Source organism: Dapis hubbardiae BLCC-M172, from assembly GCF_050016015.1.
Taxonomy (GTDB): Bacteria; Cyanobacteriota; Cyanobacteriia; order Cyanobacteriales; family Microcoleaceae; genus Trichodesmium.
Map to the genome: position 1 here is coordinate 1 of NZ_JBNHEQ010000250.1, position 18,155 is coordinate 18,155.

Annotated in this window: 9 protein-coding genes; 5 read left to right on the forward strand and 4 right to left on the reverse strand. The window is 33.3% G+C overall.

Features of this window, described 5'->3' with window-relative positions; genetic code table 11:
- Positions 1 to 200: 200 nt before the first annotated feature.
- The 4 genes from ACP6PK_RS23240 to ruvB all read right to left on the reverse strand — a co-directional run bounded on the left by ACP6PK_RS23240 (position 201) and on the right by ruvB (position 3,118).
- Entirely contained in the window at positions 201 to 356 is a 156-nt protein-coding gene (locus tag ACP6PK_RS23240) for a hypothetical protein (protein ID WP_426563081.1), read from the reverse strand.
- 99 nt (positions 357 to 455) lie between these two features.
- Entirely contained in the window at positions 456 to 623 is a 168-nt protein-coding gene (locus ACP6PK_RS23245) for a hypothetical protein (RefSeq protein ID WP_426563083.1), read from the reverse strand.
- Between the two features lie 48 nt (positions 624 to 671).
- On the reverse strand, positions 672 to 956 hold the full coding sequence (locus ACP6PK_RS23250; protein WP_426563085.1) for a hypothetical protein: 285 nt from the start codon (positions 954 to 956) through the stop codon (positions 672 to 674).
- Between the two features lie 1,013 nt (positions 957 to 1,969).
- The gene (gene ruvB, locus ACP6PK_RS23255) at positions 1,970 to 3,118 is read right to left on the reverse strand and encodes a Holliday junction branch migration DNA helicase RuvB (protein WP_426563094.1); all 1,149 of its coding nucleotides are present in this window, start codon (positions 3,116 to 3,118) and stop codon (positions 1,970 to 1,972) included.
- A gap of 68 nt (positions 3,119 to 3,186) precedes the next feature.
- Between ruvB and ACP6PK_RS23260 the strand changes: the two genes are divergently transcribed.
- The 5 genes from ACP6PK_RS23260 to ACP6PK_RS23280 all read left to right on the forward strand — a co-directional run bounded on the left by ACP6PK_RS23260 (position 3,187) and on the right by ACP6PK_RS23280 (position 17,613).
- Positions 3,187 to 3,720 (forward strand): hypothetical protein, encoded by a 534-nt coding sequence (locus ACP6PK_RS23260; protein WP_426563087.1) that lies wholly within the window; start codon positions 3,187 to 3,189, stop codon positions 3,718 to 3,720.
- A 703-nt stretch (positions 3,721 to 4,423) separates the two neighbouring features.
- Complete coding sequence (locus ACP6PK_RS23265; RefSeq protein WP_426563089.1) at positions 4,424 to 5,275, forward strand: ABC transporter permease; 852 nt, start codon at positions 4,424 to 4,426, stop codon at positions 5,273 to 5,275.
- Positions 5,276 to 5,740: 465 nt separating this feature from the next.
- Positions 5,741 to 7,156: an ABC transporter ATP-binding protein gene (locus ACP6PK_RS23270; RefSeq protein WP_426563096.1), complete on the forward strand. Its 1,416-nt coding sequence runs from the start codon at positions 5,741 to 5,743 to the stop codon at positions 7,154 to 7,156.
- A 902-nt stretch (positions 7,157 to 8,058) separates the two neighbouring features.
- Positions 8,059 to 10,746, forward strand: coding sequence for a methyltransferase (locus ACP6PK_RS23275; protein ID WP_426563091.1), 2,688 nt, complete (start codon positions 8,059 to 8,061; stop codon positions 10,744 to 10,746).
- Positions 10,747 to 10,875: 129 nt separating this feature from the next.
- A complete protein-coding gene (locus ACP6PK_RS23280; RefSeq protein ID WP_426563093.1) occupies positions 10,876 to 17,613 on the forward strand; it encodes a glycosyltransferase in 6,738 nt (2,245 codons plus the stop codon).
- The last annotated feature ends 542 nt before the right edge of the window (positions 17,614 to 18,155 follow it).

The window sequence follows — 18,155 nt, forward strand, 5'->3', positions numbered from 1 at the left end:
TCATAAAGAGAGTTTGGGATTTGTTTGGGCTTGAAATTTGCTAAAGTCCCGTTAACAGAATATGCACTAGGAATTTTATCTTGGTAAACTTCATCTAGTACAAGTTATTTGAAAATATTAGATTTAACATTTACATCAATTAATATATCACTCCTTTCATCTTGAGTTTACAAAGGGTATTTCACCAAAAATTTCCTAATTTAAGTATAGATAATATCTGGATTTTGGCTATTTTCAGCTAAGTCTTTAATTGATTTAAAAATCCTGCTTTGGAAACTATCTGGATTATTATAATCTAGATCCTCTGCTGCGAACTCCTCACATAATTCTCTAGGTACTCCCTCTTCATCAAGCAATAATTCATTGTCATATTCATAATCCGATAAATTAAGCTGCCATTCACCAAGAGGAATAGTTTTTGCTTTCTCTATTATTTCGCCTATTCCTATTGGTATTTATACACCATTCATTAAATATAAAAAACTCAGATAATTTATCGCTCTCTGTAATTTTTTAGAATAAGGATATTTCAGAAAACCATCTTTTTCCATTGCATAGTTAGTCTGAACTAATCCCACTGATAGCTTTCTTAAAATCTTGTCTCCATCAGGCAAATAAATCATTATTTTATCCTACTTTATCTCCATCATTTTTTTCAGTTCAGCTTCTACTTATTGTTCTGCCAATTTAGTTAAAGCAACTGTAAGAATGCTCATATTTATAGCCTCAATTTTAACTATATCTGAGTCAGTCAAATCACTATCTTTGTATGCTTCCCGAAAGTGTGGCATATTTCCATCTATTAATTGAGAAAGTACAACTTCCTGACTAATTTTTCTCAGATGAGACAAAACTCTAACAGTAAAATCTAATCGAGCTTGCCATAATTTTTCCCTTCCATCAATATTTCCTTGAAGTTGAAAAAGCTCTAACATTTTTTCACGAGTATCCCTCATTTCCTCCTGAATATTTTGGCTGGAATTGAGGATTTTATTTAAGGTTTCCTGCTCCATATTCTCCTCTTTAAAAAATCAAGTATTATACTAATTATCTTCAATTTGTTTCTGTTTCGCGATCGTTGAAACTTTTCGGATGAAACTTAGCAAATCAAGCAACTAATTGTCTAATAAATCCACAATATCGCTCTTTTATTTTATAAATAGCAGACTAAATACTTTAACGCAATCATCACTGCAATTGCTTTTCTGATATTACTCTAATTAGGTGGTATTTACCGAATTTATGGAGATATTGTGAGCTCATTACTATTGCATTCTACTCACACAAATAAAAAAGCTGATTCCTATTGCATTGTACTCACACAAATAAAAAAAATGAAAAAATGAAAAAACTTAAAATTTCTTCCATTGTCATAGAAATTGTTCAGTTAGCAGCAGCAATATTGACGTTATCTGCAAATCCTGAATTTTTGTTTTTTTTCCTAGCTTTAATAACTGTGCTTTGTATATCCTACAAACATAAGATTTTTCAGTAGGTATAAAATAAGTGTTATATAGCTATAGTTTAATATCATAAATCTAGAGGGTATATCTCATAAGAGCGGAAAGTTCTGTATGTCTCCATTACAGAGCTTTTCAGATTGATAAACCAGTCGTCATAACTGAAACCCTGTAAGGGCGAATAACCATTCACCCCTACTTTTTCAACTTGTCGCTAGCCTAGTATTTTTTCACCTTGTTTCTCTATATTAGGACTGGCTGATTAAATCTAAAAGCATTAATATTAATCATGGCTTGAGCTTTTTTAAGTCTTGAAAAAGTAGAAGGTTTTCCTTAATCAAGAGCTGTATAAAGTGAGGATTTTGGGTTGACTATTGGCTGAAAAATCACTCATTAAATTCTTCCGACTGCCTTCTCACTCCCATACCCATACCCATACCCATACCCATACCCATACCCATACCCATACCCATACCCATTCCTCCTGTCTCCTGACTGCTATTATTTTCCTACAACTTCAAACTTAACTGCTCATCGGGCGGACTAAAACCCAAATGCCTCCAACCTGCCGAAGTCACAACTCTCCCACGAGGAGTACGCTGCATAAACCCAATCTGCATCAAATATGGCTCATAAACCTCCTCAATAGTTTGAGCATCTTCCCCGGTCGCTGCCGCCATAGTCTCCAAACCAGCAGGTCCACCATTATAATTCTCAATCATCGTCCTCAATAAATTACGGTCTGTCCAATCTAAACCTAGAGGATCGACATTAAACAACTCCAAAGCTTCCCCTGCAACCTCAGCATTTATCGGAGTCAACTTTTTCACCTCTGAATAATCTCTCACCCTCCGCAGTAAACGATTAGCAATTCGAGGCGTACCCCTGGAACGACGGGCAACCTCCTCAGCACCATCCTCCGTAATATCCGTATTTAAAAGTTTTGCTGCTCGGATAATAATTAAACTCAGTTCATCAACCTCATAAAACCGTAACCTCTGAATAATTCCGAAGCGATCGCGCAGAGGAGAAGTCAAAGAACCGACCCTAGTAGTTGCTCCTACTAGAGTAAAAGGTTTTAGAGGGATACTTCTAGTCTTAGATGTCTTACCTTGACCGACTGTAATATCTAGTCGAAAATCTTCCATCGCCGGATATAAAATTTCTTCTGTCATTTTAGAAAGGCGATGAATTTCATCTATAAACAAAATATCCCCTTTTTGTAAACCTACTAGCAAACCAACTATATCTCTAGGTTTTTCAATGGCAGGTGCAGTAGTAATTTTACAATTAACCTCCATTTCTGCAGCCAATATCAGAGACATAGTAGTTTTGCCCAACCCAGGAGGACCATATAATAGTAAATGGTCTAGAGATTCTTTTCTAGATTTAGCTGCCGAAATCGCAATATTCAATACTTCTTTCAGGTCTTTCTGTCCGATATATTCATCTAATCTTTGAGGTCGGATTTTTTCTTCATTTTGATTACTACTTTTTTCTTCAAAATTTGCCTCTGCTTCTAATAGAGCTTCTACTTCTGCTGTTTCAGTTTGAGATTTGGATTTTTTTGTTTTATATCTAGTTTTTTTTTCGGAGGCTAAGAAAATGTCATCATCTGGCCTTTCTGGTGGTTGTTTTTTAGAAGAAATTATGGCCATAACTGGAAAATTAGAGCTAACATCCTTATTATCATACAAAGAGTCTATTTAATAATTATCCTAAACTTATGACCTCATTATTATCAGTAGCAGAAAATATAACATTTGAAGAAGCGATCGCCCTGACTCAAGAAATAATGTCTGAGATGGAAACAGGCCAGCTATCGGAAGCTGAAATCGAACCATTAATTGGCAATTTAGTCAAGAGTAAAAATGGTGCTAGAGGATTTTTCGTTAGTTATCTTACAGATTCTAGACCTTTAGCAGATAATCCATCACCATCAATATTTAGAGCCTTAGAATCAGCTCCAGAAATAGTGGTAGAACTGTTAGTAAAAAATCTGGCCATGTGTTCGGCAATGGTAGTCCACCATCAGCAAAATCAAGATGAGGAGACAGCCAATGAATCGAAAAAAGTGCGCTCGCGAACCACGAAACTAATAAAAAGTGTAAATATACCAGGCTTATCAGACAATATTCTGGAATTATATCAAGCTACAACTACTGGCCAGGGAAATTACACAGACTTTCTCAAACGTTGGGGCTATGATACGGAGCAATTAAAAGCAATTGAGCAAGCAATAGAACCCTTACTGAACTAAATAATTGCGATTATAACTCCCGATTGCTTTTCAGTAAATATCTAACAGGAAAAAAGTGATATTCCTAGATACCTGGATAATAGTATTATTTTGGATACTCATATAAATTCACTTAAATAGTTATACTCAGACATTTTCTAGGAGAAAAAATGGCTGTTTGCGCAGCATTTCGCAGGAAACGTCAGTCTATAATCAGGGAATTACGTCAATCCCATAAAAAAGGCTATAACTATTGGCAATTAAGTATTTATACCTTTTTGAAGTAAAAGTTTTTGCCTGTCTATATTTAAGTCTATTTTCGGGCACTATTTTGTCTAAGGAAAGAACAAAAAATAAATAAATTATCCAATTATTTGAACTAGACCTGTTTGTTTCGCTGCCTAATTTCCCTACTTCCTACTCCCTATTCCCTATTCCCTAAATTCAGGGTAATTGTATATTGTTTTATTTGGAAGTCCCTTAAGTCCCAATAGTACCAAAAATAGTTTAACCCCAATCCTGTGAAATAATTGCCTGAAAAGCTTGTAAGTAATAGTTTTCAGACTAAATAATCTTGTTTTTAAATGTTAACTTTTGACTTTTGACTTTTGACTTACTAATTTTTTCTTGCATAGTGGAGGGAAAGAGTACATTATATACATTTAACATCAAGCAACTTTGCTTGAGTGTGGTGTAGAGGAGAAAAACGGAAATAAGTAGGACTATGAAAGGTATTGTCCGCAAAACTAGCAGGGTTAGTAGTTGGCTAACCGTGGTAAATACTCATTGGTTAGTTAACCTAAACCTGCTATTCACATTAGTACGAAGAGATTTGGAAGCTAGATATAAAGGCTCAATTCTTGGCAATTTATGGCCACTACTCAATCAGCTATCCCAACTTTTAATTTATACCTACGTCTTCTCAATTATTCTTAAAGTTAAGCTAGACCTAAAAGGATTACCAGAAGATAGTAAGTTAACCTTTGGATTATGGTTATTTGCAGGATTAATACCTTGGTTGGCTTTTACTAATGGATTGACTCAAGCTTCTGGATGTGTAATTAGACAGCCCAATTTAGTTAAAAAAGTAGTCTTTCCCCTCAGTTTATTACCCTTAGTTCCGATTCTTTCAACATTTATAGAAAGTACATTTGGATTAATAGCTTTAACAGGAATGTTTTATATATCATCTGGGGCGATAAATCAAACATTATGGTTATTACCTGTAGTGTTTATACCTCAGCTTTTATTAACAGCAGGTTTAGGATATTTTACTGCTGGATTAACAGTATTTTTACGAGATATTCCACAGACTTTAGGAGTAATTATTAATCTTTGGTTTTACGTTACACCAATAGTATATCCTGCATCTGTAATTCCAGAAAATTGGAGAATTTGGGTGTTTTGGTGTAATCCTTTAACAGCGATCGCCGAAGTATATCGTGACCTAGTTTTAGTAGGAGAAATTAAACACTGGGGAGAATTAGGAATTGCTGCTTTAATGTCTGTAATAATATTTTATTTTGGTTTGTGGGTTTATCAAAAATTACGTCCTGCTTTTGCCGATGTTTTATGAGAAGGAAGAGGGAAAAAGGAAGAAGGAAGAAGGGGGAAATGATAGAGATTAAGTACCTAAGCAAAATTATTTACCTATTCTAATTCTCTGCGCTCTTTAAGAAGGCAAAGAATTCAGCTTGTATAGATGTGTAATTAATTTTGTACAACATTTTTGATATTTTCCAATCTCTGGTATTTCCTCAAACTCACAACTTTTTTACCCCATTAAATTGATTTTATAAATGCTATAGTGTTTTTAAATGAGATGTAAATCTAGATATAATAGATTTTTTTTAAATCAAAAAAAACCTTTGATTCAGCACCCAATAATCCTTGTATTTGTCACTATATTAATGCTGTTTTCCCTTATTTACTATTCCCTCTATACCTTTTTAATAATACTTGGTTTCCACATCCCAGATAAAAATGCTATGTCCAGCTATATTATATCTGAATATTTTCATATTTTCCTATAAAATCTATGATTCCTGAAACTGTAATTTCACTACAAAATGTTTCTAAATGTTTTAAACGGTATAGACATCCTGTAGACCGTTTAAAGGAAATTTTATTACCTGGAAAAAGTCGTGCTGATGAATTCTGGGCAGTACAAAATATAAATATAGAAATAGAAAGAGGGCATACTTTAGGAATTGTAGGAAGGAATGGTTCAGGAAAAAGTACCCTTTTACAAATAATTGTGGGTACCTTAACACCAACAACAGGAAAAGTAAAAGTTAAAGGGAGAATTTCTGCACTACTAGAACTTGGCAGTGGATTTAATCCAGAATTTACAGGAAGACAAAACGTTTTTTTTAACGGTCAATTATTAGGATTAAAAACATCAGAAATAGAAGCAAAATTTGACCAAATTGCTAGTTTTGCCGATATTGGCGATTTTATTGACCAACCTGTAAAAACTTATTCTAGTGGAATGTTTGTTAGGTTAGGATTTGCTGTAGCTACCAGTGTATATCCAGATATTTTAGTGGTTGATGAAGCACTTTCAGTAGGAGATGAAGCATTTCAAAGAAAATGTTTTGCTCGTATTCAAGACATTCAAGAAAGAGGAGGTACAATCTTATTTGTCTCTCATGCTGCATCAACAGTTGTACAGCTTTGTGATTCAGCAATTTTGATGGATCATGGCGAAATGTTACTTTATCATACTCCTAAATATGTAGTTTCTAAATATCAGAAATTAATCTATGCTTTCCCTGATAAAATCCCCTCAATAAGAGAGGAAATTCGTCAAATTCCTAATTTAAGTATTCAGGATTTATTTGATGATAAAGAAACAGATGAGTCAACATCTCAATCTCAACAAAATAGTGAAAATAAAAGTAAAGATCGGATTGCAGAATCAACAGAATATGAAGAAATTTATGACCCAGAGATGATACCTTCAAATACTATACATTATCCTGACAAGGGAGCAGAAATTATTGACCCCCATATTATTACTTTGGATGGTAAAAGAGTAAATCATTTAATTAGTCGCCGGGAATATTACTATACATACAGAGTAAAATTTATTAATCCTACATCCAAAGTTAGGTTTGGAATGTTAATAAAAACTCTCAGTGGTTTTGAGTTAGGAGGAGCATCTTTACATGGTTCTACTAAATCAGTAGAATATATTGCAGCACAACAAAAAGTTATAGTTAAATTTAAGTTCAAATGTTTACTAAATCCTGGTGTATATTTTTTAAATGCTGGAGTTGTTGGAATGGCAGACGATCATCTGACCTATTTATCTCGTTGCATTGACATTGCTATGTTTAGAGTGCAACATTATAGTGATTCATGCGGTACAGGTGTCGTTGACTTTTTAATAGAACCTAATTTAAAAATTAAACAGGGGACTGTGAATAAGCAGGCAGAAATTGAATATATTTAGGGAGTAGGGAGTAGGGAGTAGGGAGTAGGGAAATTAGACACTGAAACTTTCCAGCTCTAGTTCAAAAATTGGATAATTTATTTTTTTGCCATTCCCTGAAAATTAGCAAGAAGGAACAAGGAAGATCAGTTTAAAAGTATTGACATATACTTTAGTAATTAGAGGCTAGGAATTTTGAAAAGGAAAAGGAAACAATTTTACTTCTCTTATACTAATTTTCTCAAATAATGTTACAAATAACTAATATAATTTGAAATACTTATAAACTTGATTCATTATGGTAGAAACTACATTCCGCACAACAAAAGTAGCAGAAGGCTAGGAGTCAGAATTTCCTAGGTCATCCTCCGCAAACAGGATATAATTAGAGGCTAGGAGTTTTAAAAAGGAAAAGGAAAAAAATTTACTTCTCTTATACTAATTAGCTCAAATAATGTTACAAATAACTAATATAATTTGAGATACTTATAAACTTGATTCATTATGGTAGAACCTACATTCCGCACAACAAAAGTAGCAGAAGGCTAGGAGTCAGAATTTCCTAGGTCATCTTCCGCAAACAGGAGTCAGAATTTAGGATAAACTCATAGTAGTTAACAATTAAGTAATTATTGATGCTTAATATTTTCCTGATAATTTGACGAGTGAGAAAGTTAAATAAAGATAATTTATAGAGTATAAATATCTATCGAAAAACTTCTTTTCATGACAATTTTGATACTACAAATTTATCTACGGAATGTGGGGTATAAAATTAAGAATTGTAGTCAGTTTAGTTACGAAATTGAAAGAAAAACAATTTGGAGTTTAGCGTAAAATGGTATTACTTATTTACTTTTCTGCCTAGTGCTACCTATTTCATGTTTGATAAAAAATATTGAAGCAAATTAAAATATAAAAATATGAATGTTGAAAAAATAGAGAGTAATAATAAATTAATTATAGATACATTTATTCAAGACCAAACTAGAAAACCTGAAAAAATAAACGAGATAATTCATCCACAAGATGAAATGTATCTCTATGCTTTGAAAAATACAGACGGTAGGAAAGATGAAGCATTACTACGATATTTTTCTAATGGCAAAAGAATCTTAGATGCAGTTAAACAAATTATAGAATGGTATTTTGATGGCTTTGAAAATATCTCCTCTTTTCTAGATTTTGCTAGTGGTTATGGGCGTTTTAGTAGATTTTTACTTCAGGAAATACCAACTAATAAAATATGGGTTTCGGATATTTATCCTGAAGCAGTAAAATTTCAAAAACAAGAGTTTGGTTTTGACGGGATAGTTTCAACTAATTCTCCTGAAGATTATCAAATCAATCAAAAATTTGACTGTATTTTTGCTTGTTCTTTTTTTAGTCACACTCCTCAAAAAACTTTTGCTGGTTGGTTAGAAAAATTATATAGTTGTTTGACTGAAAAAGGCATATTAATTTTCAGTACCCACGATCTATCTTTAATGACTATAGAGACAGATGTAGAAGCAGAAGAAATTTATTTTACTCCAGAAAGTGAAAGTCTTTTTCTGAAAACTGAAGATTATGGAGTTACTTATGTTGGAAATAAATGGGTAGGGAAAGTTATTCAAAAAGTGACTCAGGGAAAGGCAAAATGGCATCGAATTAAAAGAGGTCTTTGTGGATACCATGACTTATATATTATTTGGAAGGAAGAAGGAAGGAGGAAGGAGGAAGAAGTATTTATCAACTCAAAGGAAGAAGTTATAAAGGAAGATTTATCTATAAATTCAGAAGTTGGAACTCAGAAGGAAGAAGGAGTAAAAAAGAAGGAGGAAGAAGTATTTATCAACTCAAAGGAAGAAGTTATAAAGGAAGATTTATCTATAAATTCAGAAGTTGGAAGTCAGAAAGAAGAATTTGAGGAACAAACAGCTAAATTATTAAACTTTCATTCTCATCCTGATGGAGGTTGCCAAAAAATTAAAATGACACCTACAGGAGATATTTATTTAGAGGGATGGGCAGCAGATATTAATCCAGAAGAAAAGGTAGAAAAAATATCAGTTTTAGCCAATGGAAAAGAAATAGAAAGCTGTTTCCCAAAATATGAAACTCAAGCCCAAAGATATAAATGGTCATGTACTATTAATAGTCAAAATTTATCATCAGATGAGATTATTCTAGTTAAAATTATTAATAATTTTCATTTAGAGCGAGTAGTTAATATTTCTCCTGTTAATAACATTGCATTACTACCACCAAGTCATCTGTTACTAAGAATAAGTGGCAACCCTAGTGCAAAAGCTTTTATTAGTTCATTTGATGACCTTAAATATACAGTAAAAAATTATCTTCAAACAGCAGGATTTAATTTTAATCAATTCGAGAATATATTAGATTTTGGCTGTGGGGTAGGACGTTATTTCATGGCGTTTGAACCTGAACTTTTGCCAAATCAAAAATTATTTGGTTGCGACGTTTTTGCCGAATGTGCTGAATGGTGTCAAGAAAATATTAAGTTTGCCACGGTCAAACATAACGATATTCAACCACCATTACCTTTTGAAAATAATCAGTTTGACTTAATTAATGCTATATCAGTATTTACTCATCTAAGTTTAGATTTACAACATCTTTGGGCGTGGGATATTTATCGAGTTTTGCGCCCTGGTGGAATATTATTTATGACTCTTCACGGACCTCAATTTTTCCCGATAATTTATGATATTTTTCGTAGTGGAAATGCTCATCAAGCAGAAATGTATAGTATTGGTGAAGAGGGATTATTTTTATATCTTGACCATGAAGGAGAAACAGACGGTCAAGGTCAACATACTATTGCAGCAGTTCATACACCTGCAGCTTATCAGGAAATATTTTCTATGTTTAAACACATTAAAAGATTTCCTCAAAGTAATTTGGCAAATGGGCAAGACTTATATATTTTACAAAAGCCAATTTCTGGAAGTTTAGTTGCTCAACCTTTAAGTAGGAAGGAAGAAGGAAGAAGGAAGAAGGAAGAAGTTTTTCTGAAGTCAGAAGTCGGAAGTCAGAAGTTAGAAGTTAAGAATTTTGGCAAGAATGAAGATGTTGGAAATGTAAAGGAAGAAATGATAGGAAAAAATATAGAAGTAGAAAAAATTCCTATATCTGATAAGAAAGAAGGTGAAAATTTGTCGGAGAAAATATTGTCTGAGGCTCAAAGCAACAAGCAAGTAATAACAGAACTAGAAAAATTACCTTTGCCTGATCGTGAAAAAACTGGAAATTTACCAGAGAATATTTTCTCTGATAGGTATCAGCATCAGACTGAGATGAAATTTCAAATAGAAGGTCAAAAACGATTTCGAGTTTATCCACAAATTGAACCTATAGGTACTTATTCTATTGCCTGTGAAATTGAAATTATTAAGAGCAAAAATGGAGAAACTATCGTACAACAAAATCTTCCCTTAAACAATAAAAATATATTTGGCAAAACTAACTATGCAGTGATAGAAATAGAAATTCCTGAATATTCAGGAGAAGTAATTGTCAGATTAAAAATTTTAATTACTGACAGAATTGCTTTACCACCAGAACAGGAAGTATTAGTATCTTGGAATTTTGCAAATTTTGCTTGAAAAAACACTCAGAGGTCAGCAAAAATTTTTTTTAAAGTTAGCTTTTGTCGAGCATTCCCGAAGAGAAAAGATATTTTAACCAAAGCTGATAAAAGCTGATAGCTAATTAACATTAAGGAGAAAAATTACATGAAACCAAAAGTTTTTATTATTACAGGGATGCACCGTTCGGGAACCTCATTAACCGCCTCCTTATTTCAAAGCGTAGGAGTAAATATTGGAGAAAAATTAGTCGGACCTGAATATGGAAATATTAGGGGACATTTTGAAGATATTGAATTTGTAGAACTCCATAAAGGAATATTGCGATCGCAACATATAGACGACCTAGGTAGTAATTTAGAAATCAAAGAAATTCCAGTTAAAAAGCAATATTTAAAAGCAGCAAAAAGACTGATAAAAAATCGTCAAGAAGATAATGATAAAAAGAACAAAATCTGGGGATGGAAAGACCCCAGGACTACATTATTTTTAAACTTTTGGCTAGAGTTATTGCCTGATGCTAAGTTTATTTTTGTTTATCGTTCTCCTTGGGAAGTAGTAGATTCTCTTTATCGGCGAGGTACTGATAAAAAGTTATTGGAACAACCAGAAATAGCTGTAAAAATGTGGTTGGATTATAATCAGAGACTCTTAGATTTTTATCAACAATTTTCAGCACAATGTTTAATAGATAAAGTTGATAGTATTGGCAAAAATCCTGAAAGCTTTATTCAGGCAGTTAATGAAAAATTTGAAATAGATTTGGCAGCGCCTCCTCCTGGAAATTTTGACGAATCATTGTTAGTAAATAAGATTAATGAAACTACCAAACCTAACCTCATAGAAAAATATTTTCCAGAAACATTAGAGGTTTATCAGCAATTAGAAAAAATTGGTATAGGTGGAAGTGAAGAATACAAAATTTATTCCTCAGGAGTCAGAATTTTTGATGAAGAATTTAGAATTGATGAGTCAGAAGTTGAAAGTCAATCAGAATTATGGGAATTTCGAGATTGGTTAAATAATCGAAGTTTAGAAAAACAAATTAATAGTTTAGAAACAGATGTAGAAAGATGGCAAGAAATATTTCGAGAAGCACAACAGAAAGTAGAGAATTTAGAAACAGAATTAGGTAAAACCCAGCAACAACTTGACATTAGGTCAGTCAAGCTTCAAGAGTCTAGTAAAAAGCTAGAATTACTGGAAATAGAATTAGGTAAAACCCAAGTTCAACTCGAAGGTAAAGGCAAAAATTTACAAGCATCTCAAACTAAAGTAGTTACGTTAGAAAGAAAATTAGGGCAAACTCAATCTCAACTAGAAAATAATCAAACAAAATTACAAGAGTCTCAAGAGAAAATTATTAGATTAGAAGTAGACTTCGGGCAAACTCAGGCACAACTTGATAACTCAAAAACTAGGTTTCAAGAAGCTTTAGCTAAAATATTGAGTTTAGAAACGGACTTAGGAAAAACTCAAGTTCAACTAGAAGGTACTCAGATTAAATTCACTGAATATCAGACAAAATTATTAGGAGTAGAAACAGACTTCGGGCAAACTCAAATTCAACTTGAGAGAAAGAAAATTAAGTTAGGAGAATCTCAGGAAAAAATCGAAATATTAGAAACAGAGTTAGGTCAGACTCAACTACAACTTAATGGTAATATCCTGAAATTACAAGAGTCTCAGAATAAAATTCAACTGTTAGAAACAGAATTAGGAAAAACTCAAGGGTTATTAGATGCTACTCAGGTAAAATTATCAGAATCTCAAAACAAAATTCAACTGTTAGAAACAGAATTAGGAAAAACTCAAGGGTTATTAGATGCTACTCAGGTAAAATCATCAGAATCTCAAAACAAAATTCAACTGTTAGAAACAGAATTAGGAGAAACTCAAACTACTCTCGAACAAACTCAAACTGAATTAAACGCCCAACACTATGAAACAGAAATACTTAGAGCAGAAATTTCTGCCATGAAATCTTCTAAGTTTTGGAAACTCCGAGAAAAGTGGTTTAGTTTGAAAGGGAAATTAAAAAAGAGACTGAGAAATTTACAACCGCGCTTCATTTTTTCTATCGACTCTCCTATTAATTGGAAAATTTCTAACTCCCAAATAGAAATAGTAGGTTGGTGTTTCCACGAAACTTTCAATATCCAAAATATTCGTGGCAGAGTAGGAAAAGAAATTTTTCTTGGTAACTATGGCATTCCACGACCAGATGTTGCAGAACAATATGAAGTTAGAAGTCAGAAGTCAGAAGTCAGAAGTTTTGATGAAGTTGGAAGTAATGAGTCAAATGATATTTCGACCTTAGAAAATTCTGGTTTCCAAATATCTGTACAACTTTCCCCAGGAAATTATCAATTAATTCTGGAAGCGGAGGATCAAAAAGGTAAGTGGCAGAAATTTGCAAGTTATCCTATATCAGTATCTACTGTCGAAGCAAATTTTGATGCTCCGACAAACTGGCAACAACGGGAGGGGATAATTTTATTTGCTGGTTGGTGTTGCCATCCAGAACAGAAAATTACCAAATTAGTTCTTCAATGTGGGGATATTTCTGTAGACTGCGCTTATGGTTTGCGTCGGAAAGATGTGGGGGAAGTTTTTCCAGACTGGGTGGGCAGTGAGCATAGTGGGTTTGAAGTAACTGTGGAAGTTCCGTCGGGAAAATGGGAAGTTAGTTTAGAAGCATATTTAGAAAGTGGGGAAATAGTAGGTTTCCCTTGCCCAGAAATTTTAAAACTAAAACGTTATAGTTTTTGGGAAAAATCTCAGGATAAATTTCAAGAGTTATCTAAATTTGCCAAAGCTATTCGGAAACGGACTGCCGAAAGAAAACAAAGATTAGGTCGCATCTTACCTCTACCCTCAGAATTACCCAGTATTGCCAGACAAATATTAACAATATATAGACAGCAACAAAAACAAGAAGGAGAATTATTACCACCTCCTGGGTTTGTCCTCCCAGAAACCATAGATGTTTATGATGCTTGGTTAGCAGTAAATAAGTGGGGCGATCGCTCCCGTCAATATTTAATGTCCCGTTTGTCAAGTTGTCCGACTCCTTTGCCGAAAATTTCTGTGGTTATGCCAGTTTATGACCCTCCCATAGAATTTTTACGCAAGGGAATAGCCAGTGTACAAAACCAAGTATACCAAAATTGGGAGTTTTGCATAGCCGACGACTGTAGTAGTAATCGAGACATTCGAGAAATTTTGACAGAAATAGCTCAGACCGACTCTAGGATTAAACTTATATTCCGTTCGGAAAATGGAAATATTAGTGCTGCGACTAATTCTGCTGCGGAACTTGCCACGGGAGATTTTATTCTCTTTTTGGATAATGATGATGAACTTACTCCGGATGCTTTAGGAGAAGTTGCTCTATATATAAGTCAAAATCCAGAGACAGATTTTCTTTATTCGGACGACGATAAAATTAGTACGGAAGGCAAAAGATTCGACCCTCAATTTAAACCAGATTATTCTCCAGAGTTGTTACTTTCCTATATGTATATGGGTCATCTCTGTGTAGTTAGAAAGGAAATTTTTGACAAAGTTGGAGGTTTAAGAATTGGTTTTGAAGGTTCTCAAGATTATGATTTTGCTTTAAGAGCAACGGAAATTTCTCGTCACGTTGGACATCTACCTTTAGTGTTATATCATTGGCGAACTTCTCCTGGTTCGACTGCTATTTCTGGAGGAGAAAAACCGAAAAGTTTTCTAGCAGGTGAAAAAGCTGTTCAAGAAAGTTTAATTCGTCGAGGTATAGCAGGAAAAGTTGCTCAACCAGATTGGGCAATACGAGAAAAGTTAGGAATTTTTAAACCAACTTTTCCCGACGAAGGTGACTCGGTGACAATTATTATTCCAACTAAAAATCAAGCTAAATTATTGAAAGCTTGTATAGAGTCTTTGCGCCAGACAACCTATCAGAATTATCAAGTTTTTGTGATTGATAATGAAAGTGATGATTCTGAAAGTTTAGAGTATTTGGCAAGTTTGAAAAATTTATTTTTGGGTGAGTCAAAAGTGTCGGTTTTGCCAATTGCTAATACTGACGGAAAGTTCAATTTTGCTGCGATAAATAATCGTGCTGTTGAGAAGGCAAAAACTGAATATATTCTCTTTCTAAATAATGACACGGAAGTTATTTCTTCTAACTGGTTAAGTCAAATGATGGGGTATGCAAAAATTCCTGGAGTCGGAGCAGTCGGAGCTAAATTAATTTATCCCGATAAAAGAATTCAACACGCAGGAGTAATTCATGGTTTACATCATGGTTTAGCAGGTCATGCTTTTAAATTATTACATAGTGAAAATAGGGGTTATCTTTCTCAAGCTTCAGTATCAAGAAATTATTCGGCAGTAACGGCAGCTTGTATGTTAACTCCTCGGCAATTATTTTTAGATAATGGTGGATTTGATGAGGAAAATTTTGCCGTTGCTTATAATGATGCTGACTATGGTTATCGACTTTTATTTCTGTCTTTTAATCGGAGTTTTTCTTTAGGTTACCGTTCAGTTTATTGTCCGGATGCTGAGTTAATTCATAAGGAAGGAACGAGTCGTGGTTATTCTGATAATCCTCAAGAAGAGGCAAATTATCGTCGGAAATATTCTCGGATGATAGATGAATTTTATAGTCCTCATTTTTCTCTAGAAAATGAGTTGTTTCAAATTCAACCGAGGAAGTATTTTATGAAGGAAGAAGGAAGAAGCAAGAAGGAAGAAGGAAGAAGTTTTTCTGCAGTTGGAAAGAGGAAGTTGGAAGGAGGAAGTTGGAAGGAAGAAGTTGGAAGGAGGAAGCTAGATGCTTCTGATAAAGGAGTAAAAATAAATAGTCAGGCAAAAGTTGATAATTCTGAAAAAGAGTCGGAATTAAATAGTCAGACTATAGAGGTAAATTTTCCTAATGAACCAGAATTAAATCCTCAAACCGTAGAGGCAAATTATCTAAATAAATCAGAAATAAATGCCCAAGCAAAAGTCGATAACTCTCAGCAAGAATCAGAGAAAGATTCAGAATTAAATCCTCAAACCCTAGAGGCAAATTCTCCTAATGAATCAGAAATAGATACTCAAGCAAAAGTCGATAATTCTGAGCAAGAGTCAAAATTAAATACTCATAACCTAGAGGAAAATTCTCAGGCAAAAGTCAATAATTATCATAAAAAAATAGAATTAAATACTCAGGTAAAAGTCGATAATTCTGAGCAAGAGTCAAAATTAAATACTTATAACCTAGAGGAAAATTCTCCTAATGAATCAGAAATAAATGCCCAAGCAAAAGTCGATAACTCTCAGCAAGAATCAGAGAAAGATTCAGAATTAAATCCTCAAACCCTAGAGGCAAATTCTCTAAATGAATCAGAAATAGATACTCATGCAAAAGTTGGTAATTCTCAGCAAGAATCAGAGAAAGATTCAGAATTAAATCCTCAAACCCTAGAGGCAAATTCTCTAAATGAATCAGAAATAGATACTCATGCAAAAGTTGGTAATTCTCAGAACGAATCAGAAATAAATACTCAGACCATAGAAATAAACACTCAGGCAAAAGTTGGTAATTCTCAGAACGAATCAGAAATAAATACTCAAGTAATTGACTCCCTGTTCCCTGTTCCCTGTTCCCTGTTCCCTACTAATCACAGAATTAAATTATTGATGTGTAGTAATTCTTTAGACCTAACTGGCGCTCCACTTCATCAATTAGAAATTGCCATAAAGTTAGCTAAAGATGGAATTGTCGAACCAATAATATTTTCTGTAAATGATGGGGAGTTGAGAGAAATCTATCAACAACAAAATATTCAAGTCATTGTTAAAGATAATCCCCTAGAACATATTTATCAAAGAGATCCTTATGACGCAGCTTTAAGCACCTTTGCTCAAGAAATAAAATCTCTAAATATTGATGTGATGTATATCAATACTTTGGAAAACTTTTTTATGGTAGATGTAGCTCAAATGTTAAACATTCCTAGTGTCTGGAATGTACATGAAAGTCAACCTTGGCAAACATATTTTAATCGTTTCGGAACAGAGATAGCTACCAGAGCATTAGAATGTTTCCGTTATCCTTATCGGATAATTTTTGTTTCTGATGCTACTCGAAATAAATACCTCCCTTTAAATAGTAATCACAATTTTACCGTCGTTCATAATGGATTAGATTTAGACTTATTAAAAAAAGCTAGTGGTAAATGGTCTAAACAAGAAGCAAGGTCAGCTTTAGAAGTAAAAAAAGATGAAATAGTTATTCTATTATTAGGTACTGTTTGTGAAAGGAAAGGTCAACAGGACTTAGTAAAAGCTTTATCATTTATCCCAGAAAAAGAAATAGAGAAAATAAAATGTTTTATAGTAGGCGACCGCCCAAATCTTTACAGCTTAAAGTTACACGAACTTGTCAAAAATTTACCAGAAGAAGTTCAGCAAAAAGTAGAAATAGTAGGAGAAACTCCTGACACAGCAAAATATTATCAAGCAGCAGATATATTTGTTTGTACTTCCCGCATCGAGAGTTTTCCCAGAGTAATATTAGAAGCAATGGCTTATAATTTACCAATAGTTACTACCCCAGTATTTGGCATAGTTGAACAAGTAAAACCAAATATTAACGGTTTGTTCTATACTCCAGAAAATCCAGAAGAATTAGCAAATGTTTTGATGTCTTTATTGATAGATGAAGAGTTACGTCAGAGATTTGCGAATAATGCTAAATATGTATTGGAGTCGTTAAATACTTTTGCAGAAATGACCGAAACTTATGGTCAAATTTTTCAAGAAGCATACTTTTCTTTAGATAAATTGGCACAAAAGGATGATGGCACGGCACACACGGATTTGGGCACGGATACACGGATTAATTAGTAGGTTTAATTTTGACTAATAATTTCTGACTTAATTTTAATTTTAACTCTTAATTTATGTCAAGCAGTTCAACATTTAAAAGAACAATAAGCACACACGGATTATCCCACGGATACACGGATTGATTAGTAGGTTTAATTCTGAGTAATAGTTTCAAACTTGATTTCAATTTTGACTCTTAACTTCTGTCAAAAAGTTAAACATTTGATAAGACTAATAAGCACACAGTAATTATGCCACGGATACACGGATTAATTAGTAAGTTTAATTTTACCAACATAGTTTCAAACTTGGTTTGACTTTTGATTTTTTTATAGAGTCATTAAATACTTCTACAGAAAAATTTAGACTTGTAAATTCTCTATCCCCTACTGTTATTCTATTTATATATGACAAAATACGGTTTCCTAAAGAATGCTGCGCAAACAAATCAAAACAAAAATCATAAGGTATTGAGCTATAGACTCATGTACTTTCTTCATTCTTCCTTCTTACTTCTTACTTCTTACTTCTTACTTCTTACTTCTTACTTCTTACTTCTT

What these genes read in the sequence shown, in the direction of transcription:
- ACP6PK_RS23245 (WP_426563083.1), bottom strand. Translation starts at nt 623, where the DNA reads ATGATTTATTTGCCTGATGGAGACAAGATTTTAAGAAAGCTATCAGTG.
- ACP6PK_RS23250 (WP_426563085.1), bottom strand. Translation starts at nt 956, where the DNA reads ATGAGGGATACTCGTGAAAAAATGTTAGAGCTTTTTCAACTTCAAGGA.
- ruvB (WP_426563094.1), bottom strand. Translation starts at nt 3,118, where the DNA reads ATGGCCATAATTTCTTCTAAAAAACAACCACCAGAAAGGCCAGATGAT.
- ACP6PK_RS23260 (WP_426563087.1), top strand. Translation starts at nt 3,187, where the DNA reads ATGACCTCATTATTATCAGTAGCAGAAAATATAACATTTGAAGAAGCG.
- ACP6PK_RS23265 (WP_426563089.1), top strand. Translation starts at nt 4,424, where the DNA reads ATGAAAGGTATTGTCCGCAAAACTAGCAGGGTTAGTAGTTGGCTAACC.
- ACP6PK_RS23275 (WP_426563091.1), top strand. Translation starts at nt 8,059, where the DNA reads ATGAATGTTGAAAAAATAGAGAGTAATAATAAATTAATTATAGATACA.
- ACP6PK_RS23280 (WP_426563093.1), top strand. Translation starts at nt 10,876, where the DNA reads ATGAAACCAAAAGTTTTTATTATTACAGGGATGCACCGTTCGGGAACC.